Source organism: Acinetobacter sp. 102 (assembly GCF_037028485.1).
Taxonomy (GTDB): domain Bacteria; phylum Pseudomonadota; class Gammaproteobacteria; order Pseudomonadales; family Moraxellaceae; genus Acinetobacter; species Acinetobacter higginsii.
On record NZ_JAZEZK010000003.1, the window covers coordinates 105,352 to 126,750 of the forward strand.

Annotated in this window: 18 protein-coding genes; 7 read left to right on the plus strand and 11 right to left on the minus strand. The window is 40.4% G+C overall.

Annotated features, from left to right (window positions below; genetic code table 11):
* Window positions 1-191: 191 nt before the first annotated feature.
* Window positions 192-1,337 carry an acyl-CoA dehydrogenase family protein gene (locus tag WA352_RS04085; protein WP_033132943.1) on the plus strand — a complete coding sequence of 382 codons (1,146 nt, stop codon included), beginning with the start codon at window positions 192-194 and terminating at the stop codon, window positions 1,335-1,337.
* 53 nt (window positions 1,338-1,390) lie between these two features.
* Here WA352_RS04085 and WA352_RS04090 read toward each other — a convergent pair whose 3' ends face one another.
* Window positions 1,391-2,014 carry a hypothetical protein gene (locus WA352_RS04090; RefSeq protein ID WP_033132942.1) on the minus strand — a complete coding sequence of 208 codons (624 nt, stop codon included), beginning with the start codon at window positions 2,012-2,014 and terminating at the stop codon, window positions 1,391-1,393.
* 116 nt (window positions 2,015-2,130) lie between these two features.
* On the minus strand, window positions 2,131-3,066 hold the full coding sequence (locus tag WA352_RS04095) for an alpha/beta hydrolase (RefSeq protein WP_033132941.1): 936 nt from the start codon (window positions 3,064-3,066) through the stop codon (window positions 2,131-2,133).
* A 191-nt stretch (window positions 3,067-3,257) separates the two neighbouring features.
* On the opposite strand from WA352_RS04095, the gene pheA reads away from it, so the two are divergent.
* From pheA to WA352_RS04115, 4 genes are all read left to right on the plus strand, one after another.
* On the plus strand, window positions 3,258-4,367 hold the full coding sequence (gene pheA, locus WA352_RS04100; protein WP_005204264.1) for a prephenate dehydratase: 1,110 nt from the start codon (window positions 3,258-3,260) through the stop codon (window positions 4,365-4,367).
* Between the two features lie 75 nt (window positions 4,368-4,442).
* Window positions 4,443-6,692 carry a bifunctional prephenate dehydrogenase/3-phosphoshikimate 1-carboxyvinyltransferase gene (locus WA352_RS04105; protein WP_033132940.1) on the plus strand — a complete coding sequence of 750 codons (2,250 nt, stop codon included), beginning with the start codon at window positions 4,443-4,445 and terminating at the stop codon, window positions 6,690-6,692.
* Window positions 6,693-6,983: 291 nt separating this feature from the next.
* Window positions 6,984-7,367 (plus strand): hypothetical protein, encoded by a 384-nt coding sequence (locus WA352_RS04110; RefSeq protein WP_004653914.1) that lies wholly within the window; start codon window positions 6,984-6,986, stop codon window positions 7,365-7,367.
* 102 nt (window positions 7,368-7,469) lie between these two features.
* Window positions 7,470-8,930 carry an aminoacyl-histidine dipeptidase gene (locus WA352_RS04115; RefSeq protein ID WP_033132939.1) on the plus strand — a complete coding sequence of 487 codons (1,461 nt, stop codon included), beginning with the start codon at window positions 7,470-7,472 and terminating at the stop codon, window positions 8,928-8,930.
* Window positions 8,931-8,948: 18 nt separating this feature from the next.
* On the opposite strand, the gene WA352_RS04120 is transcribed toward WA352_RS04115, so the two are convergent.
* The 5 genes from WA352_RS04120 to WA352_RS04140 all read right to left on the minus strand — a co-directional run bounded on the left by WA352_RS04120 (window position 8,949) and on the right by WA352_RS04140 (window position 13,354).
* Entirely contained in the window at window positions 8,949-9,518 is a 570-nt protein-coding gene (locus tag WA352_RS04120) for an RNA 2'-phosphotransferase (RefSeq protein ID WP_033132938.1), read from the minus strand.
* Between the two features lie 12 nt (window positions 9,519-9,530).
* Complete coding sequence (gene rtcA, locus WA352_RS04125; RefSeq protein WP_033132937.1) at window positions 9,531-10,580, minus strand: RNA 3'-terminal phosphate cyclase; 1,050 nt, start codon at window positions 10,578-10,580, stop codon at window positions 9,531-9,533.
* 258 nt (window positions 10,581-10,838) lie between these two features.
* A complete protein-coding gene (locus WA352_RS04130) occupies window positions 10,839-11,297 on the minus strand; it encodes a DIP1984 family protein (protein ID WP_033132936.1) in 459 nt (152 codons plus the stop codon).
* Window positions 11,298-11,324: 27 nt separating this feature from the next.
* Complete coding sequence (locus tag WA352_RS04135) at window positions 11,325-12,056, minus strand: hypothetical protein (protein ID WP_225761706.1); 732 nt, start codon at window positions 12,054-12,056, stop codon at window positions 11,325-11,327.
* A gap of 29 nt (window positions 12,057-12,085) precedes the next feature.
* The gene (locus tag WA352_RS04140) at window positions 12,086-13,354 is read right to left on the minus strand and encodes an RtcB family protein (RefSeq protein ID WP_033132935.1); all 1,269 of its coding nucleotides are present in this window, start codon (window positions 13,352-13,354) and stop codon (window positions 12,086-12,088) included.
* Between the two features lie 535 nt (window positions 13,355-13,889).
* Between WA352_RS04140 and WA352_RS04145 the strand changes: the two genes are divergently transcribed.
* Window positions 13,890-14,180, plus strand: coding sequence for a hypothetical protein (locus WA352_RS04145; protein ID WP_005313381.1), 291 nt, complete (start codon window positions 13,890-13,892; stop codon window positions 14,178-14,180).
* Window positions 14,181-15,086: 906 nt separating this feature from the next.
* On the opposite strand, the gene WA352_RS04150 is transcribed toward WA352_RS04145, so the two are convergent.
* Entirely contained in the window at window positions 15,087-16,700 is a 1,614-nt protein-coding gene (locus tag WA352_RS04150; RefSeq protein ID WP_033132934.1) for a TROVE domain-containing protein, read from the minus strand.
* A gap of 255 nt (window positions 16,701-16,955) precedes the next feature.
* Complete coding sequence (locus WA352_RS04155; protein ID WP_033132933.1) at window positions 16,956-17,918, minus strand: ribonuclease Z; 963 nt, start codon at window positions 17,916-17,918, stop codon at window positions 16,956-16,958.
* 67 nt (window positions 17,919-17,985) lie between these two features.
* On the opposite strand from WA352_RS04155, the gene rtcR reads away from it, so the two are divergent.
* Window positions 17,986-19,587 carry an RNA repair transcriptional activator RtcR gene (gene rtcR / locus WA352_RS04160; RefSeq protein WP_033132932.1) on the plus strand — a complete coding sequence of 534 codons (1,602 nt, stop codon included), beginning with the start codon at window positions 17,986-17,988 and terminating at the stop codon, window positions 19,585-19,587.
* On the opposite strand, the gene WA352_RS04165 is transcribed toward rtcR, so the two are convergent.
* Together WA352_RS04165 and WA352_RS04170 are read right to left on the minus strand one after the other, a co-directional pair.
* On the minus strand, window positions 19,588-20,658 hold the full coding sequence (locus WA352_RS04165; RefSeq protein WP_033132931.1) for a DUF2157 domain-containing protein: 1,071 nt from the start codon (window positions 20,656-20,658) through the stop codon (window positions 19,588-19,590). It lies immediately after the preceding gene.
* Window positions 20,659-20,750: 92 nt separating this feature from the next.
* Complete coding sequence (locus WA352_RS04170) at window positions 20,751-21,380, minus strand: alpha/beta hydrolase (RefSeq protein ID WP_033132930.1); 630 nt, start codon at window positions 21,378-21,380, stop codon at window positions 20,751-20,753.
* Between the last annotated feature and the right edge of the window lie 19 nt (window positions 21,381-21,399).

Consider the following 21,399-nt stretch of genomic DNA (forward strand, 5'->3'; position numbering starts at 1 on the left):
TGTAGCATAAAAAAACCAACAAGCTGTTTAATCAATAAGCAACTGTTGTCTAAAGATAGACGATGCAAACAAAATTATTGACCGAATCAGTCTAGTGATTTGATGTAAACGGGACATGACAACCTATCTAAAAGTTATTAGCATGACTGCGAACGAATTTTTAAGAACAATGAAAGCGAAAGGAAATAATGATGTTAGCTTACGATTCAGATTTGGAACTCTTCCGCGATAACTTTAAACGCTTTATGAGCGAGCAGATTGCACCTCATTATGAGCAATGGGAACGTGAAGGCATCATGCCGCGTTCAGTATGGAACGCATTAGGCGAAAATGGATTCTTGTGTGTCGATGTCCCAGAAGAATACGGTGGTTATGGTGTGCCAACGCATTATTCATTGATGTTGGTTGAAGAGTCTGCACGTGCGGGCTACTGTGCATTATCAACCGCGATTTCATGTCACTCTGAAATTGCAGCACCCTATATCCAACACATTGCAACAGAAGAACAAAAACAGTATTGGTTACCAAAAATGGTATCGGGTGAAGTGGTCGGTGCCATTGGCATGACAGAACCAGGTGCTGGTTCAGATTTACAGGCGATGCGTACCAGTGCCATCCTGCAAGATGATCATTATCTGTTAAATGGTTCAAAAACCTTTATTTCAAATGGTCAGCATGCGGATCTTGTAGTTCTTGCAGTGAAGACGGATCCACAAGCACGTGCCAAAGGTGTGTCTTTGATGTTAGTGGATACACATTTAGAAGGCTTTAAAAAGGGCACCAACCTCGACAAAATTGGTTTGCATTCACAAGACACCTCAGAATTATTCTTTGATAATGTCAAAGTACCGAAAGATCAATTGTTGGGTCAAGCAGGGCAAGGTTTTGCTTACTTGATGCAAGAGCTTCCGCGTGAACGTACTGCGATTGCTGCGACTGCATTGGGTGCAATTCGTGGTGCGATTGATATTACCACGCAATATGTAAAAGAACGCCAAGCCTTTGGTCAGGCAATTTCACAATTCCAAAATACACGTTTTGTATTGGCACAAGCGAAGATTGATGAGTTGGCAACAGCCGCTTTCTATAATCAAAACGTGGCTTTATATAATGAAGGTAAACTGGATGTAGAAACGGCCGCAGCCTTGAAGAGCTTTAGTACTGATATGCAAATGAAAGTGGCTGACAACTTGCTGCAATTATTTGGTGGCTACGGCTATATGACTGAATATCCAATTTCACGCTTCTTTGTTGATGCGCGCATTCAGCGTATTTATGGCGGAACCAACGAGATTATGAAAGAAATCGTGGCGCGTGGCATTATCGGTAAAGCTTAATTGGCATTTATCTCGTCAAATAGCCTGCTTTTGAGCAGGCTGTTTTGTTTTAACTATTTGCTTGGTCTTTGGATCATGGGATAGTTCTGTTGTTTAGGTAATTGCTGTAAGGCTTGGTTGATCTTTCTAAGAAACTCATTGGCTTCATCTTGCCGAAAGGTATCTTCCGTATATTCACTGCGTTGTTGAAAGCGGCCACAGCCTCGTATTTGCATATTAGATGGATTAAATGACCAGTCATTGGTGTTTTTTAAGTTGATATCTAAGTCACTTTCACAACTTTTCCATAAATTTAAGAATGCATTGGATTGTTCTGATTTAAACCCTGTTGCAGGGTAAACCGTAAAGCCCTGCATTGCGGGATTGGCATATTGAATAAACCGCTCAACCGGCATACCGCCCCAAAGGATTGCAGTATTTTCAGGCAAGGCGATACCAGTTAAGTTCTGTTCTTTTAAAGCATGAGTTTGCTGAAATTCTTGTTTAAAGTGCTGTGATTGATAAGTCAATTTGGTTTGATGGGGGATGGGAATTCCTCGAGCTTGACTGCCCACAGGAGTGATAAAGTAAGGTGAGCGATCGGTGCCATTGCAACCTGCAATCATGGGGCAACCGCTACATGCGGTTAAACCGATACTAATTAGGCTCAGTAAAGCTAAGCTGAAAATCTTATTCATTGTATTTACTGTTGTTATGACATCTTCTTGCAGTATAACCAATCTATTCTATAGAAAAGTTCAAATTTAAGTGGAACAAATAGCCCGCTTAAATTTAGCTATGTTTATTCAGGACTTTATGGTGTTGGTTCATCAAATAGATTTGAACAACTTTGTGGCTGACAACCTGCCAACATAATCGCTTTCGGTAAGCTGGCATACATATTAGTCAAATGCTGTTCAGCAGGATGTCGATAATTCAAGAACAAGAAATGCTTTGAACGTTGCTGATTAAAGTTTTGATAGAAGTTATTCTGCTTCTGCAAGGATTCAGCGTCTGGTGTTGGACTTCGACCATGTTCATGTGTACCCACTGTGGTCATCAGCATGATATCTTGAGTTTTATTTTGATTCTTTAACCAATCTGCCTGCCGATTGAGCAACGCATAATTATCAAACCAGAGTGAAGGGCTGGCCGCAATATAACGTTGAAACATTTGCGGTTGGCTAAAGAAAGTGTGTAAAACAAATAGTCCACCAAAGGAATGTCCAAATAAACTCTGTTGCTGTGGATTAACTTTAATTTTGGTTTGAATCGCAGGCTTTAGTTCTTTCTCAAGAAATTGAATGAATTGGTCTGCGCCACCATAAGTGTACTTGGCTTGTTTTTGAAATTCAGCCGATGCTTTTGGGGTGTAGTCTAAAGCACGTTTTTCGACATCAAAACTGTTTTGCTGTGGGTAGCCGATTGCAACAATAGCGACTGGACTCAAGCCCAAACGATTGGCACCACCACCCACCGACTTAGCAATATTGGCAGCACTATCAAATGCGGCATTGCCATCCAATACATACAGCACAGGAAAACCTTCACTTGGGACTTCACCAGCAGGAACCGAGATCTGAATCAAATAATCATGTTTTGTATATTTGGATGCGATTACAAAGCTTTGTTGAATATTGGTTTGTGATTTAAGAGGCGCTTTATTTGAACTCGAGATCGTCGGTTGAGCAAAAGCCAATGGTGTTGCCATGAGCAGAGAAAAAGTCAAAATACCAAGTGGTTTAAACATAATTTATTCGCAAGCATTGAAATTTTGCTAGCAATATATAATGAAAATCATTATCAATAAAGTTCGGTAATAAAAAGAGTTAAAACTCAGCGTGTTTAATAGCTTAAAGTGTTGTTATACTAGCTCGGATAATCAATTCACAGATGAATTGTAATCCATTCTTATAGATGATTTTGCTGAGGCTGCATTCAATGGTAAACGATGGACAAAACACATCGAATTCACTTAATTTAGAACAAATTCGTAACGATATTGATAGTGTTGATCAACAAATCCAAGAGTTACTCAACCGCCGTGCGACGCTTGCAGAAGCTGTAGCCAAAGCGAAATTTGCATCCGAAGAGAATCCGCTGTTTTATCGACCTGAACGTGAAGCTCAAGTGCTGCGTAAAGTCATGGAGCGTAATCAGGGACCTTTGTCTGATGCGACCATGGCACGTTTGTTCCGTGAAATCATGTCAGCATGTTTGGCACTTGAAGCACCACAAAGCATCGCATTCCTCGGACCAGAAGGGACTTATACCCATTCTGCGGTATTAAAGCATTTTGGTAAAGATGCTGTTGTGCGTCCATTGCCAACCATTGATGAAGTATTCCGTGAAGTTGAAGCGGGTAGTGCACATTATGGTGTCGTTCCCGTGGAGAACTCATCAGAAGGTATCGTCAACCATACACTGGATTGCTTTAAATCATCGACAGTTAATGTAATTGGTGAAGTTGAACTTCGTATCCATCATCAGTTCCTTGTATCTGAAAATACTCGCAAAGATAGTATTAAGCAGATTTATGCGCATCAGCAAACTTTGGCACAATGCCGTAAGTGGTTAGATGCACATTATCCAGGTGTAGAGCGTGTCGCGCTAAACTCAAATGCGGAAGCGGCACGTCGTATTCGTAACGAGTGGCATTCAGCTGCGATTGCATCTGATATTGCGGCAAGTATGTACAACCTTGAGATTTTACATAGCAATATTGAAGATAATCCTGAAAATACCACACGTTTCCTTGTGATTGGGCGTGAGAAGATTCCTCAAAGCGGTAATGATAAAACCTCTTTATTGATCTCTGCGCATGATCGTGCGGGTGCTTTATTGGAAATTCTTGCGCCGTTTGCCAAGCATCAGATCAGCTTGACCAGTATTGAAACGCGTCCTGCATTGCCTGAGAAATGGGCTTATGTGTTCTTTATTGATTTAGAAGGACATATCGGTCAGGAAAATGTTGCGGCGGCATTGGAAGAAATCCGTCCAATGGTAAAAGAGTTACGCGTACTCGGTTCGTATCCAATCGCTGTTTTATAATCCCGTTTTATCGTATGGATAGATGACTTCGGTATCTATCCATATCAAAGTCGTCTCATTAGGCAAATATGTTTTATGTCTCAACCATTATTTAAGAAAGTTGCATTTATTGGGCTTGGACTGATTGGGTCGAGTCTTGCTCGTGTGATTGTGGCAGAACAACTTGCAGCTCAAATTGTGGCTTCAACACGCTCAAAAAAAACATTAGAAGATGCTAAGGCACTCGGTCTTATTCAACACGGTTATGCAACGCCAGAAGAAGCAGTTCAGGATGCAGATTTAATTGTTTTAGCATTACCTGTTCGTGCGACACAAAAAGTGTTGGAACAGATCAAGCCTTATCTTGCAGACAATGTCATCATTACCGATGTCGGTAGTACCAAAGGCAATGTGGTTGAAGCCGCAAAAGCCGTATTTGGTGAAAATCTACCTGTTGGTTTTGTACCAGGGCATCCGATTGCAGGTGCTGAGCATACTGGGGTACATGCAGGTAAAGTTGATTTATTCGTCAATCATAAAGTGATTTTGACACCACTTCCAACCAGTGCTGATTGGGCGGTTGAAAAACTGATTCAACTTTGGTCTGCTGCAAAAGCAGAAGTGATTTGTATGGATGTCACCAAACACGATGAAGTATTGGCACATACCAGCCATTTACCGCATTTGATGGCATTCAATCTGGTCGAGCAACTGGCAAATCGTGAAGATAATTTAGATATTTTCCGCTATGCAGCAGGAGGTTTTCGTGACTTCTCGCGTATTGCTGCCAGTGATCCACAGATGTGGCATGATATTTTCTTTGCCAATAAAACTGCAATTCTGAATGCTGTTGATGGCTTTGAACAGCAATTGTCCGTTTTAAAGAAATTGATTGAACAGGAAGATTCGCACGCGTTGATGGGACTGCTCGGGCATGCTCAAGCAGCACGTCAGCACTTTAACCATATGTTGGCCAAAAAACCTTTGATGGAGAAAAACAAGGTGACACAGCAATTTACCATTTTACCGGGAAAGAAAACATTTACAGGTAAATTCACCGTACCAGGTGACAAATCTGTGTCACATCGCTCAATCATGTTTGGGGCGATTGCAGAAGGCACAACACATGTAACAGGCTTCTTGGAAGGTGAAGATGCACTCGCAACTTTACAGGCTTTCCGTGATATGGGTGTGAGCATCGAAGGACCGAAGAATGGTGAAGTCACTATTCATGGCGTGGGCATGCAAGGTTTAAAAGCGCCAGTAAGTGCTTTGTATATGGGTAACTCTGGCACCAGTATGCGTTTGCTATCTGGCATGTTGTCTGCGCAGAAGTTCGATTCAGTGATGACCGGTGATGCGTCATTGTCTAAACGTCCAATGGAACGTATTGCAAAACCACTTCGTGAAATGGGTGCACTCATCCAAACCACCGGTGAGAAAGGCACACCTCCAGTCAGCATTACAGGTAGCCAAGCATTAAAAGGCATTCAATATGACTTACCAATGGCGTCTGCTCAGGTGAAATCAGGCATTTTATTGGCGGGTTTATGGGCTGCGGGTGAAACTTCAGTGACTGAGCCAGAACCAACCCGTGATCATACCGAGCGTATGTTACGTGCTTTTGGTTATGATGTGAAAACCGAAGGCAATAAAATCTCGCTTATCGGTGGTGGCAAATTAGTCGGTACCGATATTCAAGTACCTTCGGATATTTCCTCAGCGGCATTCTTTATGGTCGGTGCTGCAATTACCGAAGGTGCCGATGTGATCCTTGAAGCGGTTGGCATCAATCCAACGCGTACAGGTGTCATTGAAATTCTTAAGCAAATGGGTGCTGATCTAACTGTAGAAAATGAACGTATTGCAGGTGGTGAACCCATTGCAGATATTCATATCAAAGGTTCTAGAACGCTGAAAGGCATTCATATGCCAGAAGACCAAGTGCCATTAGCAATTGATGAATTCCCAGTATTATTTATTGCTGCTGCATGTGCCGAAGGTCAAACTGTTCTAACAGGAGCAGCTGAGCTGCGTGTTAAAGAATCTGATCGTATTCAAGTGATGGCAGATGGTTTGAAAACTATGGGCATTGACTGTACCCCAACCGACGATGGCATCATCATTGAAGGTAAAGGTAAATCAGGTGATTGGTCTGCTATTTTCGCTGGTGGTGAAATTGAGTCACACCATGACCACCGTATTGCTATGAGTTTTAGTATGGCTGGTTTGCGTACTTCAGGTAACATCACCATTCATGGTACAGAAACTGTGGCAACAAGTTTCCCAACCTTCACCGAGCTTGCAAATACTGCAGGTTTGGATTTGCAGGTTGTGAATCCATAAGCTGATCTGGAAAGGCAGTGTTTAGCTTGATTAATTAAGTTAAATGCTGCTTTTTTTATAAGCATATTCATAAAAACAATTGGCTAAACATAAGGCGAAAACGCTTAAATAAGAAAAATGCTGAGTTTGTAGATGTACATATCTAATCGGGTCTAAATTTATCAATTTAGCTATAGAACTAAGACAATCAGCTAATCTATTAAAGACAATTGTATATATAATAATTCTTACCGTTCGCGTCGGATTTACTCTGCGATCCAGAGTTAAAAACATAAAAATAGAGGGAATAGCATGAAAACGTTGCAATTTATAGCAGATTGCCCAAAACATGGGGTGGTTGATCATCCACCGAATGAATGCTATATCACGCAAGAGTACGTGGCTGCATTGCTATATAAACAATTAGAACAATATGGCTTTGATGCACAGCATATTCGTCATGAGCATGAAAAAATTGAAGTGCGTATCGACAATCACCAGTTACCACTTTCAATCTTATGCTCGCAGCAAGATACCGAAGGACATATTCTTTGTGAAATCTCAGCCAATCCACAGCAAGAACAAGCTTGGTTTGAGCGTATAGAAACACAAAGTATTATCCGCCAATTGGCTCAGGCTGTTGAAAACAGTTTAAAAGCAGAACATAGTTTTTCTCAGTTTGTGTGGAAAAGCTAAGTCAATTTTGCGCATAAAATCTTAATTGAAGTGATTTAAGCACCGCCATTTGAGTTGTATGGTGTATATTGATTTAAACGCTTTATTTGAGAGTATAGGTGCATGATACAGGTCGATTTTTCTAAATTATCACCCCAAGCAGTTTGGCAACATTTTGAGACCTTATGTACGATTCCTCGACCATCCAAGCATGAACAACAACTAAGACAACATTTAAAAGATTGGGCGGAACAGCGCAACCTAGAAACTTATGTCGATGACATTGGTAATTTAATTATTCGAAAAGCTGCTACAGCAGGTAAAGAGCACGTTGCAGGTGTGATTTTGCAAGGGCACTTAGATATGGTGACTCAGGCAAATCGTGGTACGCAACATGATTTCTTTAAAGATCCCATTCAACCTGTATTAAAAAACGGCTGGCTGATTGCTGAAAATACCACACTAGGTGCAGACAATGGCATTGGAGTTGCGCTGGCACTTGCTGTATTAGAATCTAGCGATATCGCCCACGGACCGATTGAAGTTCTGCTAACCATTGATGAAGAAGCAGGAATGAGTGGTGCTCGTTTACTTGAGTCAGGTGTTTTAACAGGACAGTGGCTTTTTAATATTGATACCGAAGAATGGGGCGAGTTGTATCTTGGCTGTGCTGGGAGTATTGACCTAGAAGCAGGGCAGCCAATTGAATATGAAAAAGCACATGCTAATTTAATTTATGTAGATGTGCTGGTGTCAGGTCTAAAAGGCGGCCATTCAGGGGTTGATATTCATTTAGGTCGTGGTAATGCCAATGTGATTTTAGCCAATTTCCTGAATGATTATTTGGCACCATCCAATGGTCGACTGGTTGAATTTGTCGGTGGATCGGCACGTAATGCCATCCCACGTGAAGCTGTGGCAACCATTGCAATTAAAATAGATCAATTGACTGGTCTAGAAAAAGCCGTCGCAGCAACACAGGTTGAATGGCAACAAAAGCTACAGGGCGTTGATGATCAGCTACAGATCAGCGTACAGCAAAATGTCAACCCGATAAATGAAGTTATGACATTGCAGCAGCAACAAGCTTGGTTGCAGGCATTGGCAACGTGTCCATACGGCATTGCACAGTGGAGCCGTGCTTTAGCTGATGTGGTTGAGACTTCGAATAATATTGGTGTGGTCAAACTGACGAAAGACGAAACCAAAACTTTGATTATGGTTCGTTCGATGGTCAACCAAGAAGCAGTGACATTTGCACATAACATTCAACAGCACTTTGCCAATTTCCAGATTCAATCTGAATTAACACCGTTGGTCTCAGGTTGGACACCAAATCCAGATTCAGCTGCATTGAAATGCTTACAACAAGCGTATCAATCTGCATTTGGAATTGAGCCGAACTTGAAAGTGATTCATGCTGGTTTAGAGTGCGGCATTATTGCAGAGCATTATCCTGATTTGCAGATGGTGTCATTTGGCCCTGATATTCAGGGCGCACATGCACCCGGTGAAAGAGTTAAAGTCGACACGGTAGAGAAATGCTGGAAGTTATTGGTGACAGCTTTGGAAAGTGTGCGTTAACTGAATCTTAGAATCAGATCAGACCAATGATCCTGTCTTGGTCTGATCAATCAACGATAAATATTGTGTTGGTACATGTATTGTTAGCCAAACACCATTTTCTGCTTGATAAAACTCAAAGCCATCTTTATACATTTGCGGTGTGTTAATTAAGAAGAGTACAGGCTTACCGTAGCGTTGGCCTACATTCAAGGCCGTTTCTTTATTTTCACTTAGATGTACATAATGGCGCTGTCCTGCGATTAGGCCTTGCGTCTGAATTGAATCTATAAATCGACTCGCTGTGCCATGAAATAAATATTGTGGTGGCTCAAGCGCAATCATTTGCCGTTGTACGGTATGTGTTGAGTGGCCTTGAACAGCTCTGATCATCAAATCATCGTCTGAGATTTGGAAGCGTTTTTTATCATTTTGTTCGACGATTATATGGAGTAATGCTTCATCTAGACGAGCGTCGTGTTGTTGCGCAGCTTCAATGAGCTCAGCAATTTTTGCCCAACCTTCTTGATCAAGCTGAAGTCCAATTTGTTCAGGCTTATGTCTTAATATCAGGCTTAAAAATTTGCTTATTTGAGTATGTTCTTTCATATTTAATATTCACTATTCTACGTTTACTTTGACCTGAAATAGCGTTTTATCCAACTCGATAAATTCAATTTTGCAATCAATAAATTTTTCAATCATCGTGGCCTGAGTACGGGTGTGTTCACTAATACATTGTGCGGTAAATTCGCCCCCTTGTCCCAATGCCAAAGGTAATAACAACTGATCCGCTAAATATTCATCGACTGCAGCATTAGATTCCAGATATTGCTTTACCTGTTCCGCCAAATGATTGGCAATTTGTTCTGCACTTTTACGCATTTCACCTAAAGCCGTGAATAGCTGAATGTGCTGCTGATGTTCAACTTTGACATACACCGTATTGCCCTGACTGATCCCACTTAAATGGAATTGCTGCTGTGTATCCAGTTTTAGTCTTTTATTTAAAGTTGCTAATTCGCGTTGTGCGATTTGTGCTTCTTCGGAAAGGTTGAGTACTGCCGCAAAAGCCTTTGTCGTTTGCAAAGCGCCACGATCTAATAAGCTTAGCTTATTTCGATGTTGCCACGGTTGAATCTTGATTTGAATTTCACCTGCACCAATCGGAAAGAAACCTGCTTTATTTAACTTAAACTCGACCTCTATTCCAAGTTTTTCTAATACTGGTAAAAAGCAATGCTCGATAAAATCTGCCGTTGGTGCAAGTGGATTATGAGTACCCCCAGAAATCGTGAGATCACTGGTTTCATTTTGCAATAACAAAGCAGGTAACAGGGTTTGCAAAACCAGAGTTGTGCTTCCTGCCGAACCAATCTGGAATTGGTATTTTCCACTTTGTACATGTTGCGGTGCAAAGTACAAACGCTGGCTATGGAGTTCATCACCTTCTACATACGCTTGGCTAATCTGTTGAGATGCCTGTACACAGACTAAATGCTGGCGCATTAAGCCAGGTTTTTTCCGCCCAGCACGAATGTTGATTAATTCAAATGCTTGACCTGTAATCATCGAAAGGGCAATGGCGGTTCTTAAAATTTGTCCACCCCCTTCACCTTGTGAACCATCAATCTGGATAGTTACTGGCATATTTGCCAAAGCTTTATTCACGTCTATTTTCCTTATTTTCTAATTTAATGAACATACTGTCAGTACATGGTAATGCGAAGTAACGCGTGACTTTGCTTTTGGCAAAGGTTTGCTAGGTACATGGTGCTGAGCCTAATCAGTGAAGATTGATGCACGGCTCACATGCTGCCATAGCCGCCTGAATTATTTTCAATCCCTCAGATCGGAGTAACGCAGGATCTTGTACTCGCCCAGTATGTCCAAACTGTGATTGTGAACTAAATTCACAAAATCTGTTGTCTATTCGACTAAATCAATCTGCCAATTGGCAGCCTGAATTTTGATATTTAAATCGCGAAGTTTCGCGCTGATATCATCGGCTTGTTTTTGCAAACTAGAAACAGGGATAACTTTTTGCCATTTAATCTCACGTGAGCTATATCGATCCGGTTCACGATGGGTATTGGCAATCGCATCAACCAGAATCTTATGCTGTTCAGCATAACTATCACGCAAGCTTAATAGGGACAGCAGAACTTTGCCATCCTCCAACTTGGCCTGTGCATTGGTCAAATGAATACGACAAATCAACTGATTACTTTCTTGGGTTAAAGCAAATACCTGTTTGATCAGTTCATTTGGATCTTCACTGGGTTCATCGCCATCTTGTACCAATACATTGGCGTTGATCCGTTGTTTTAATGAAGCGAGCTTTTTTTGTTGATCGCTTCGCAGTAAAAGTGCTTCTGCGAGTTTCATTTTATTTACCTTTATTTCCATTTCTCTTTAATAAAGATGATAAGAGGCGGAATTGATTGTTTCTATTTGCTGTGGAGTTAAACTATTCTGTTCAAGTGCATATAGAAATTGATCTAATATGATATTTTGATGCTCTGAATTTTTAATCCAAACATACATGATTTGTTTTAGCTTGTGATCCGCAAAACTATTGTTGTAGATACCTTTGTAGAACCAATAATTGAGCATATTTGCTAAATTGATTAATGCTGAATAGTGAGTTAATAAAAGAACCCACTCATCAAGTAATGGTTGAATATCTAAGCCGGCTAGATGAAACATAGTAATGTATTCATCTAAGCTATAATTTTCATCGAAATATATTGCTTTATATTGGAAGAAAGCCAAAGCAAATTTCTGCATAAATTGGATTTCTTTCGTTTTCCAAGCGTTCTCTAAATTAAAATAACATTTGTTTAAAATAATTTCTGTGCTATGACTAAGGTTTTCGCCTTGAATCAGTAATTCCAATATTTTAGGTAGCAAATGTTTAATTTGTTGTGCTAATGCAAATTTATCCATACTTTCAGCAGCATCAAGATATTCATAAATCAATCGGCAATTAAGCTGTGCCACTGGTAGACGTTTTAATAATTCACCATCAGCGGTTTGTAAGCAGCAAGTACCATGACAAACCTCGAATTGATCCCCCATTAAATATGAGGAAAATAGTTGATAAGCCTCTGTAATTAAATTTTTTAAATCAGTTAGAGTAGTCATTTTATTTTCCTCAACCTCATGGATCATATTTAACCCTTAACACAAACCACTTGTCTTAATGTATACACCACTTCAACCAAATCCTGTTGCGCTTTCATCACATCTTCAATCGGTTTATAGGCCGATGGAATTTCATCGATTACAGCAGCATCTTTACGGCATTCCACACCTTCAGTCTGCGCAATCTGATCTTCCAAGGTAAAACGTCGTTTTGCTTCAGCGCGGCTCATTACGCGTCCTGCGCCATGCGAACATGAACAGAACGATTCCTGATTTCCAAGCCCGCGAACAATAAAGGACTTGGCACCCATTGACCCTGGGATAATTCCATATTCCCCCAAACGTGCACGAACAGCACCTTTACGAGTCACCATCACTTCTTCGCCGTAATGTTCTTCCTTTTCCACATAATTATGGTGGCAATTCACGGCTTCTAATCGGGCTTGGAACGGTTTCGGAATAATCGTTGCTAAGGCTTTAATTGCAGACTGCATCATGATTTCACGGTTTTTCATGGCAAAGCGTTGTGCCCAACCTACAGCAAACCAGTAATCATCAAAATGTTCAGTTCCTTCGACTAAATAAGCCAAATCTTTATTGGGTAAATTAATAAAGTGCTTTTGCATATCTTTGCGCGCCAGTTCGATAAAATGATTACCGATGGCATTACCCACACCGCGAGAACCTGAGTGCAACATAATCCAAATATGGTCATGTTCATCTAAACAGATTTCTACAAAGTGATTTCCTGTTCCTAAAGTTCCCAAGTGCTTGCGGTTGTTGGTGTTTTTTAGGCGAGGGTGCTTCGCACAGATTAACTCAAAATCTGCAACTAAATCAGCCCAAGCTTGATCTACCATTTCAGGTGGTGTTTCCCAAGAACCTTTATCTCGTCCACGTTTGGTCATTCCGTGTGGAATCAAGCGCTCAAGCTCAGTACGTAAAGCATATAGGTTATCAGGTAAATCAGAAGCGGTTAAGCTGGTACGAGTCGCCATCATTCCACACCCAATATCGACACCGACCGCAGCAGGAATGATTGCACCTTTAGTTGGAATCACGCTTCCGATGGTTGCACCTAAGCCAAAGTGAACGTCTGGCATTACTGCCATCCATTTATAAATAAACGGCATTTGGGCAGTTTGCAGCAATTGTTGTTTTGAGTTGTCGTCAACAAGCACACCATTGGTCCACATTTTTACTGGCATACTCGTTTCATTTTTTAAAACTTGATAAGCACGTTGTTGCTGTTCTTGTTCAAATTGAGCTTGTTGGTTGATTTGTTCAACGACAGACATTTTAATTTTCCTTTCAAAGCCTGCCTGCCAAGCGTTTGCAGGCAGGTGATATTCACAAGATCCCAATGATATTGTGTGCTTATACTATTGCAGTGACTGTGCCAACTTTTTAAAAATCAACTATAAATTATTTTAAGGTATTGATAATTAATAAAAATATTATTTTAATTGTATTTAATTGAGATGTGTTGGTTTTCTTTCTGCTTGGAGTTTGTATTTAATTAGATATGGAAATATCTTAAAAGATATTTTTTGGTTGTCATATATTTGCTTTTCCAAGCAAATTTTAGCTCGCTTGCAATTTTAAATTATAAGGCATTGTTGAGTACAGGGTCGAAGAGAGAAATCCTGATTTCTATTTGATATCAAGCTTTGTCTTTTCTCATGGGTGTTTTATATCGCTGCTTTAGCAAATGGATGGGGAGCTGTTTGATATTTTTCAGATGAAAATCTGTTGTTTAATCTGGATGTAAGTATGTCTTTGTATAAAGACATGTTATAACCCTAGCAAAATAGAAATAAATTGCCAAGTCCTATGGACCTTTTTCGTTATCTACTCACGATTATTTTATTTGTTGCAGGGGTATTTTGTCTTGTGCAGTTCTTGTTGCAAGATTTTACTCTTATGCTTCTCGCACTAAGTTTAGTTTGTTTTTTATTTGCTTATTGGGTGAAACCGAAACGAGAGGGGTATCATCGTCGAAATGATGTTTGGGATTGGTTCGATTTGATTGATACTTCTATTGAAGTGGTGTATCGAATTATTACTTTACCATTTCGCCTATTACGAAGAATATTTGATTTCTTTTCGCCTGATATTCCATAAAGAGGGTGAATCTCAATCAACAAGGAGGATAAACACTTTTTCCTTAGCTGCCTTATCTATGAAAATAGATATACAACTACGCACGATTTTGCTATGTAGTGCTTATCGCATTTGATTGAGATTAAAGATGATCATCACAACAAAAATAATGAGACTTTCCTTAAAAAGGATTAGAGATTTGAACTCTATGCTTTCGCATTCATCATGTAGTCCCATTGGCATTTGTGATGAAGCGACATAAACAAAATTATCTAAGACTTAAATCATATGCCTTAATTTAGACGACTGCATACACTGTAGATGCAGGTGAGAGTGGTTACTCACATTTATGGGGTAGGATGTAGTCCTAAAAGCATTTTATGCCGTACCACAAAAAAATATGCAAACAATTAATCGCCAAGACAACTCTTCCACTGCGTTTCCCTTTCCGCCATTGATCGAGGTCGATCAAGATGGACTCGAACCATCAAGTTATTGCTAACGGTGAACCCCTTATTGTAGTCCTGACTGCATTTTGCATAGACCAGTAAACAAAAATGATAAGACCTTTTATACATGGCTCTATCCAATTGAGCTACAAACTAATTTTCATCAATTTGAAGGGACTTGAACCCTCAACAAATGTAGTCCTATTTGCATTTTACTGGTTGGCTGTAATAACAAGGTGTAATGAAACGTTTTATCTACAAGATGTAGTTCCATCGGCATTTATTACAACCATTCCTTGCACAACAATAATGATGAAACATCGAGCCAGCTTTCACTGAGCTATCTTGGAAGGATAGTGATGTAGTTCCATCTGCATTTGTGCAATTTTTATTATAGGGTAACAAATTGAATTTAGAAACAAAAGCATTGGAAAGATGTAGTTCCTAAAGCATTTACCCTATTTACAGACTTGACGAATCAAGTCGGTAATTTGCTTTGTTCAATTTCATTGATCCAGTGATCAGCGTGCATTTTACCCTGCGAAAATAAATCAATCAGCGTAAATACATGGTCACTAAAACCACCAATATTCATCACATCAGTACGTTCAGGTACTTGAGTGTGCGTATATGGCTGTAAATCTACACAGACCAATTTTGCTTCTGGACAGCGTTGTTTTAAAATATCCCATTCATACAACATGCCTGTTTTATGGCGTGTGCGTAACTGGTCAGCCCAAGACTCATTGTCTGAAAAATAAATCATCAAATCGACAGGTGTCTGATCTCGATTGAGTCGATTTAATGGAATGCTACAATCCGTTCCACCGCCACCAAGCGCAGCAAATTGTTTGGCGACTTCAAAAATTGAGCCTGTTTTACCACCTGTAAAAACCTGTTTTAATCGACCAAATAAGCTTGCTTGATCAGATTCATTTTCCGCAATATTCAATGAATGAAGTTGGGTATCAAACGGCATAATTTGAATGTCAGGATTTACTTGCTTTAACGCACAAGCAAATAACGATGCCACATCGACACAACGTAAAGTTGATGTTGCGCCTTTACGATAGCCTGTCACGGGGCTTGCCATTGAACCTGAGACATCAATCGCAACAACCACGCGACCAGTGAGGCGAGGCACATTTTGCAAAGCGGCTTGCATCACCTGTTCCAAAGATTGCCGTACAACTTGAGGGACCGCATCATCCAATGCCGACCAAGTTGTCATTAATTGATAGGGCAAAACTCGGCTTTTGCGAATCATATCCTGATCTTGTAATTTATTTGCAATGATTTCATCCATGCCTTCGATTTGAAATACACCATGACGAGCAAAAGTATTCAAGTTCATTCTTAACATCTGCCAACCTCCATTTTTAGCAATCTCAGCCCATTGCTGTGCTGAAAGTTGTAAATTGGTGAGAAGTTGCATTGGCAAGTCGGGAACATCATGGCTTAAACCTTGACGGAATTTTTCTAAGGCTTGAACTTTGGCAGGCAACTGCTCAAGCTCGTATTTTTTACCGAGCACATAAGCAAAGAACGCCTCCTGAGTTGCATCTTTAGGTTTTGGATGAGTCATTTTTAATACATCTGCTAAAGAAGGCTGATTGCCAATATTGGCTGCCAACAATTGATTTTCATTGGCATTGATCAACCATTGATTGATCATTTTCTTTGGCAAGCTGCCCAAAGATTTGCGTTGTATTACCCCTGAACGCATGATTTGTACAAAATTACGCAACTGTTTGCCATTATCAATCACCAATGGAAATACTGCTTTAAATAAGCTTTGATCGCGTTGTGATAAAATTGCCAATAGTAAAACTGGCATGTCTTTCATGTGGTTATTTTGGCGAGTGTAAACTGCCGTTTTAGCAATAAATTCTGCATCAATATCTTGTGTTAGTACCAATACTTGATCCAATTGCATTTGTGCGGTTTGATAAAAGGTATGATTCAACGTGCCTGTTGCAGCAAGCTGAGCTAAGGCTTGACGGTGATTTAATTGAAATGCACGACCGCCAGCTTCATTACTGATCAATTGTTTTTTAGTTGCCTGAGAGGCAAAAATTGTCTGGTTTACCATGACTCATCCTCTATAAAATTCAAGTTGTTGTCTCTTGGATGTGTTATTGCAGAGAGTGTGCCAACATTCTTGTTTTTATTTTAAGTTTTTATAAGGTATTGATAATTATTGAAAATAAAATAATTAATATTTTTTTATTGGAAAAAGTTAGTGGATTTTAATATGTAAAATATATCTAAATAGATATAAAAGTATTTAGAAAGATATTGAATCTATCCTGAGATTTTATTGATAGATCATATACCAGAGGATCTATTAAGATTTATCGATTTTTAAAAGCCGACCTGTCTCGTCTAAGCTAAATTGATCAAAATCATGAGCCAAGTAGAAGTTGCCTTTATAGAAATTTCTAACTTCTTCCGCAATCACTTGCTGTCCAGCACTGTCTTGATGGCGTGGGCTAAAGTGTGTCAGGATCAGATTGCTTAGACCTTGTTGTTGAGCAAATTCTGCAACCATCTTTGCCGAACTATGCATGGGGCCTGAACCCACTTTATCTAAAATGGCTTGGGTGTAGGTGCTTTCATGAATCAAGAGCTGGGCATCTTGGCAAGCTTGTGCCAATAATTCAGGACGATCATTATCTCCACCGACAATTGCATGTGCACGTTGCGTTTGGATTTGAATAAAATCAACCGCGTTTAAGGTTTGCTCATTAAATTGGACGTCTAAGCCTTGCTGTAAATCCCCCCAAACTTTGCCTTTTGCTACGCCGAGTTGAATTAAGGCGTGTGTATCTAATTTCTTTTGAGTGTATTGCGCAATAACACTAAATGCAAAACTGGGTACACGGTGACTCAGTGGATGAGCTTGAATCGAGAGTTCATCGGTTAACTGTAGTATCTGAGTTGCTTCATTCACATCGATAAAGTTGAGTGGATAGGGCAAATGTAAATCTGTTAATTGTGCTGTAACTTCAATCCATTGTTGAATTTCTTTGGGCGCGATAATGGTTAAGGCTGCAGTACGGGCATTCATACCTGCACTGGCCAATAAGCCGACCAATCCATAACAATGATCACCATGTACGTGGGTGATGCAGATGGCAACTAAGCTTTGTAATGAAAGTTTGGCCTGTTGAATGCGATGCTGTGTACCTTCACCTGCATCAACCAGTATCCAGTCTTTATTCTTGCTATTGCGGATTGCTAGAGCAGAAACGTTGCGTGTGGGCGTGGGTACACCAGAAGATGTGCCTAAAAAAGTAAAATGAAGCATATTGTTGGAATTTTTCATCGAATTGCGTATTGTATATAATAGACATATATAAAATATTATAGAAATTATGGCGAATGCAAAAAAAACTGTTGTAATTGGTTTTGTGGGTTCTACCTTGGATCAAGGAAAGCGTCCTGACCGTTGGCAACGCTGGCGTCCGACCTTGAGCCTTCTGATGCATGAAGATCTGATTGTAGATGAATTGGTGCTATTACATGATCGACAACATCATAATCTAGTCAAATTTATTGCTGAAGATGCTCAGGATGTGTCGCCATTGACCACAGTATCGGGGCAGCGAGTGAGTATCCGTGATCCTTGGGATTTTGCTGAGGTTTATGGTGCGCTATATGACTTTGTGAAAAGTTATCCCTTTGATACTGAAAAAAATAACTATCTTTTGCATATCACTACAGGTACACACGTTGCTCAAATCTGTTGGTATCTACTGGTCGATACCAATTATTTACCTGCCAAATTGATTCAAAGTGCGCCAAATCAACAGAAAACGCCAGAAGGTGAATATCGAATTATTGATCTGGATTTATCTCGCTATGATGTCCTCAAGCAGCGTTTTGAAGATGAGCAACAACAAAACTGGCAACAGTTAAAAGCCAATATTTCAACCTATAATGATGAATTTAATCAACTGATTACCGAGGTTGAGTTGGTGGCGACACGCTCTAGTGCGCCGATTTTGATTATGGGGGCGACAGGTGTAGGTAAATCGCATTTAGCCAAACAAATTTTTCAATTAAAGAAAGACAAGTTTCATCTAAGTGGGCGTTTTATTGATGTGAACTGTGCGACGCTTCGTGGTGATAGTGCCATGTCGAGTTTGTTTGGGCATATCAAAGGGGCTTTTACAGGGGCAGCGGCTTCAAGAGCAGGCTTATTAAAAAGTGCTGATCAGGGGATTCTGTTTTTGGATGAAATTGGCGAGCTTGGGTTAGATGAGCAAGCGATGTTGCTTAAGGCACTTGAAGATAAATCCTTTTTTCCAGTCGGAAGTGATAAAGAGGTTCAGGCCGATTTTCAATTGATCGCAGGGACAAATAAAGATTTAAGAACTGAAGTGCAAGCAGGGCGTTTCCGTGAGGACTTATGGGCACGATTGAATACATGGACTTTCTTTTTACCCAATCTTAAAGATCGAATCGAAGATATTGCCCCCAATATTGAGTTCGAGTTGCAACGTTTTGCGGCGAACCATCAACGACAATTACGTTTTCAACGTGATGCACTTGATGTGTATTTGAAATTTGCCAAGTCGAAGGAAGCATCATGGCAGGGAAATTTTCGTGATTTGACTGCTAGTGTGACACGGCTGGCGACATTATCCAGTGGTGAGTTGATCCGTTCAGAAACGGTGGAAAAAGAGATTCAGCGTTTAAAGCAACTGTGGTCGATTCAAACCACAGAAAACCAATCTAAAGATATCGATATTCTCCTCAAATATTTAGATCAAACCCAGTTGAGCGAGATCGATGAGTTTGATCAGATTCAACTGCGTGGCGTCCTGCAAGTCTGTGAAAATGCCAAATCGATGGCTGATGCTGGACGTCAGCTTTTTGCAGCTTCACGCCAGCAACGTAATACCACCAATGACAGCGACCGAGTCAAAAAGTATTTGGCTCGGTTTGGCTTGAGTTGGAGTGACTTTCAGTAATCATTCAGCTGGATGATCTCTCTTTATTTGGGATTGGCTGGGTAAAAACTCTAAGTTCCAGAGTTTTTCAGCATGTCGGCCAATCCACCAGAAAGATGCAGCCAGCAAGATAAAGAAAATAGCTTTGTGCATGCCATTCCAAAAGAACTCAAAATACTTGGTGTAGAGGTTAATAAATAAGAAGGTGATACCAAAACCTCGTGAGGTGGCATCATCATGTTTTAAACCATAGACAATTGCGATGATGGCAATAAACGCGAATAGTACGCCCCAATGTAATAGCTCATATTGCTTGACGCTATACCAACTCCCTAAGTCACCATAATTGCCAAAGATTGAGAGAATCCATAAGGCAATAAATAGATACAGCAGGCCCATGACATAAGTTGAATGCGCAAAGTCTTTAAAATGTGCATAACGTTTAAAGAGAAGACTCAATCCAATCAGTGCGCCACCAAAGAATACAAAGCGTAAAGGGAAGTTCATCCCTAGATAATAAGCACCCCAGCCCGACATATAGCCAGTTTCCGTCCCAAACCATGAACCGAGCGAAAGCAGTGAGAACACCCAAATCAGTTTAGAGGGGAACCAGAAGGCAAGTGCTGCATAAATAATGGTGGAGAGCAGGAATAATAAAGAGAAATGCCCACTGCCTGTATCAATCGCTTGGCCGAAATAGGCGACAGACGCTGCGGTAGACAGCACGCCTGCAAAAATAATGGCTTCATTGCTAAATTGATGTAAGGGTTTGGTCTTGCGTCGACGATAGGCAAAGCCATAAAAAGCTGCAGCAACCGCAGCAAAAATCAGACAAGGAATGATTTTGGAGTCAATAAAGAGTTTTTCAATCAGCTCCATCAAGAACTTGTCCGCAGTAATAGCGGCAATCGCGATCACAGCACAAATCATGGAAATCCAAAATGAATATTTTGCCAGTCGTTCCCAATCAAAAGGCCGAATCGAAAAGCTCTGCTCTAGCTCATTGGCTACATCAGGCGTAATCGTACCTTGCTGTTGCCATTGCTCAATGGTTTGCTTTAAAAAAAGTCCCTGTTTTTTATTTAATTTCATTATTAAAGAACCTGATGTCTGTACATCTATATTGATATAACAGACATTGGATTCAAAACACGTATATTTTTCTTAGTAATTTGTTGTTAAGTCTACAGTTTTAAAAAGCGAGCAATCACTTGACGTAATTGTTTTAGATAACCAGTAAAGAAATGATTGGCGCCTGGTAAAATCGTGATCGGATGTTTTTGTGGTTTTGCCCACGCGATCATATCTGAGAGCAGGGTAATATCATCCTGTTCACCATGTACAAATAGGATATCGCCGTCAATTGCAGGAGTTGTGTAGTGGCGTAAATCCACCACAGAACCTGTAGGTAAGCCACATAATACCAATTGCTTTGGACGTAACTCATTGCTAAGTTGCGCTTGGCATTTTGCGAGTACATGAGAGCCGAAACTGAAACCACCTGCATAGAAGGTTAAGCCTGCATGTTTTGCACGGGCATATTCAATCACGGCCATAATATCATCAGTTTCGCCATGCCCTTGGTCGTGAGTACCTTCACTGCCAGCTAAACCACGGAAGCTAGGACGGTACACTACACACCCCATTTCATTAAAAATCTGAGCCAGTAAAACAGGGACTTTATGATGCGGAGTACCACCTTGCAAAGGATGTGGGTGGCAGACGACAGCAAAACCTGTGATTTCACCTTGGGGTTGATCAACAAACATTTCGATTTGACCAACAGGACCTTGGATGAATAATTGCTCAGACATAAGATACGCAATGGATAAT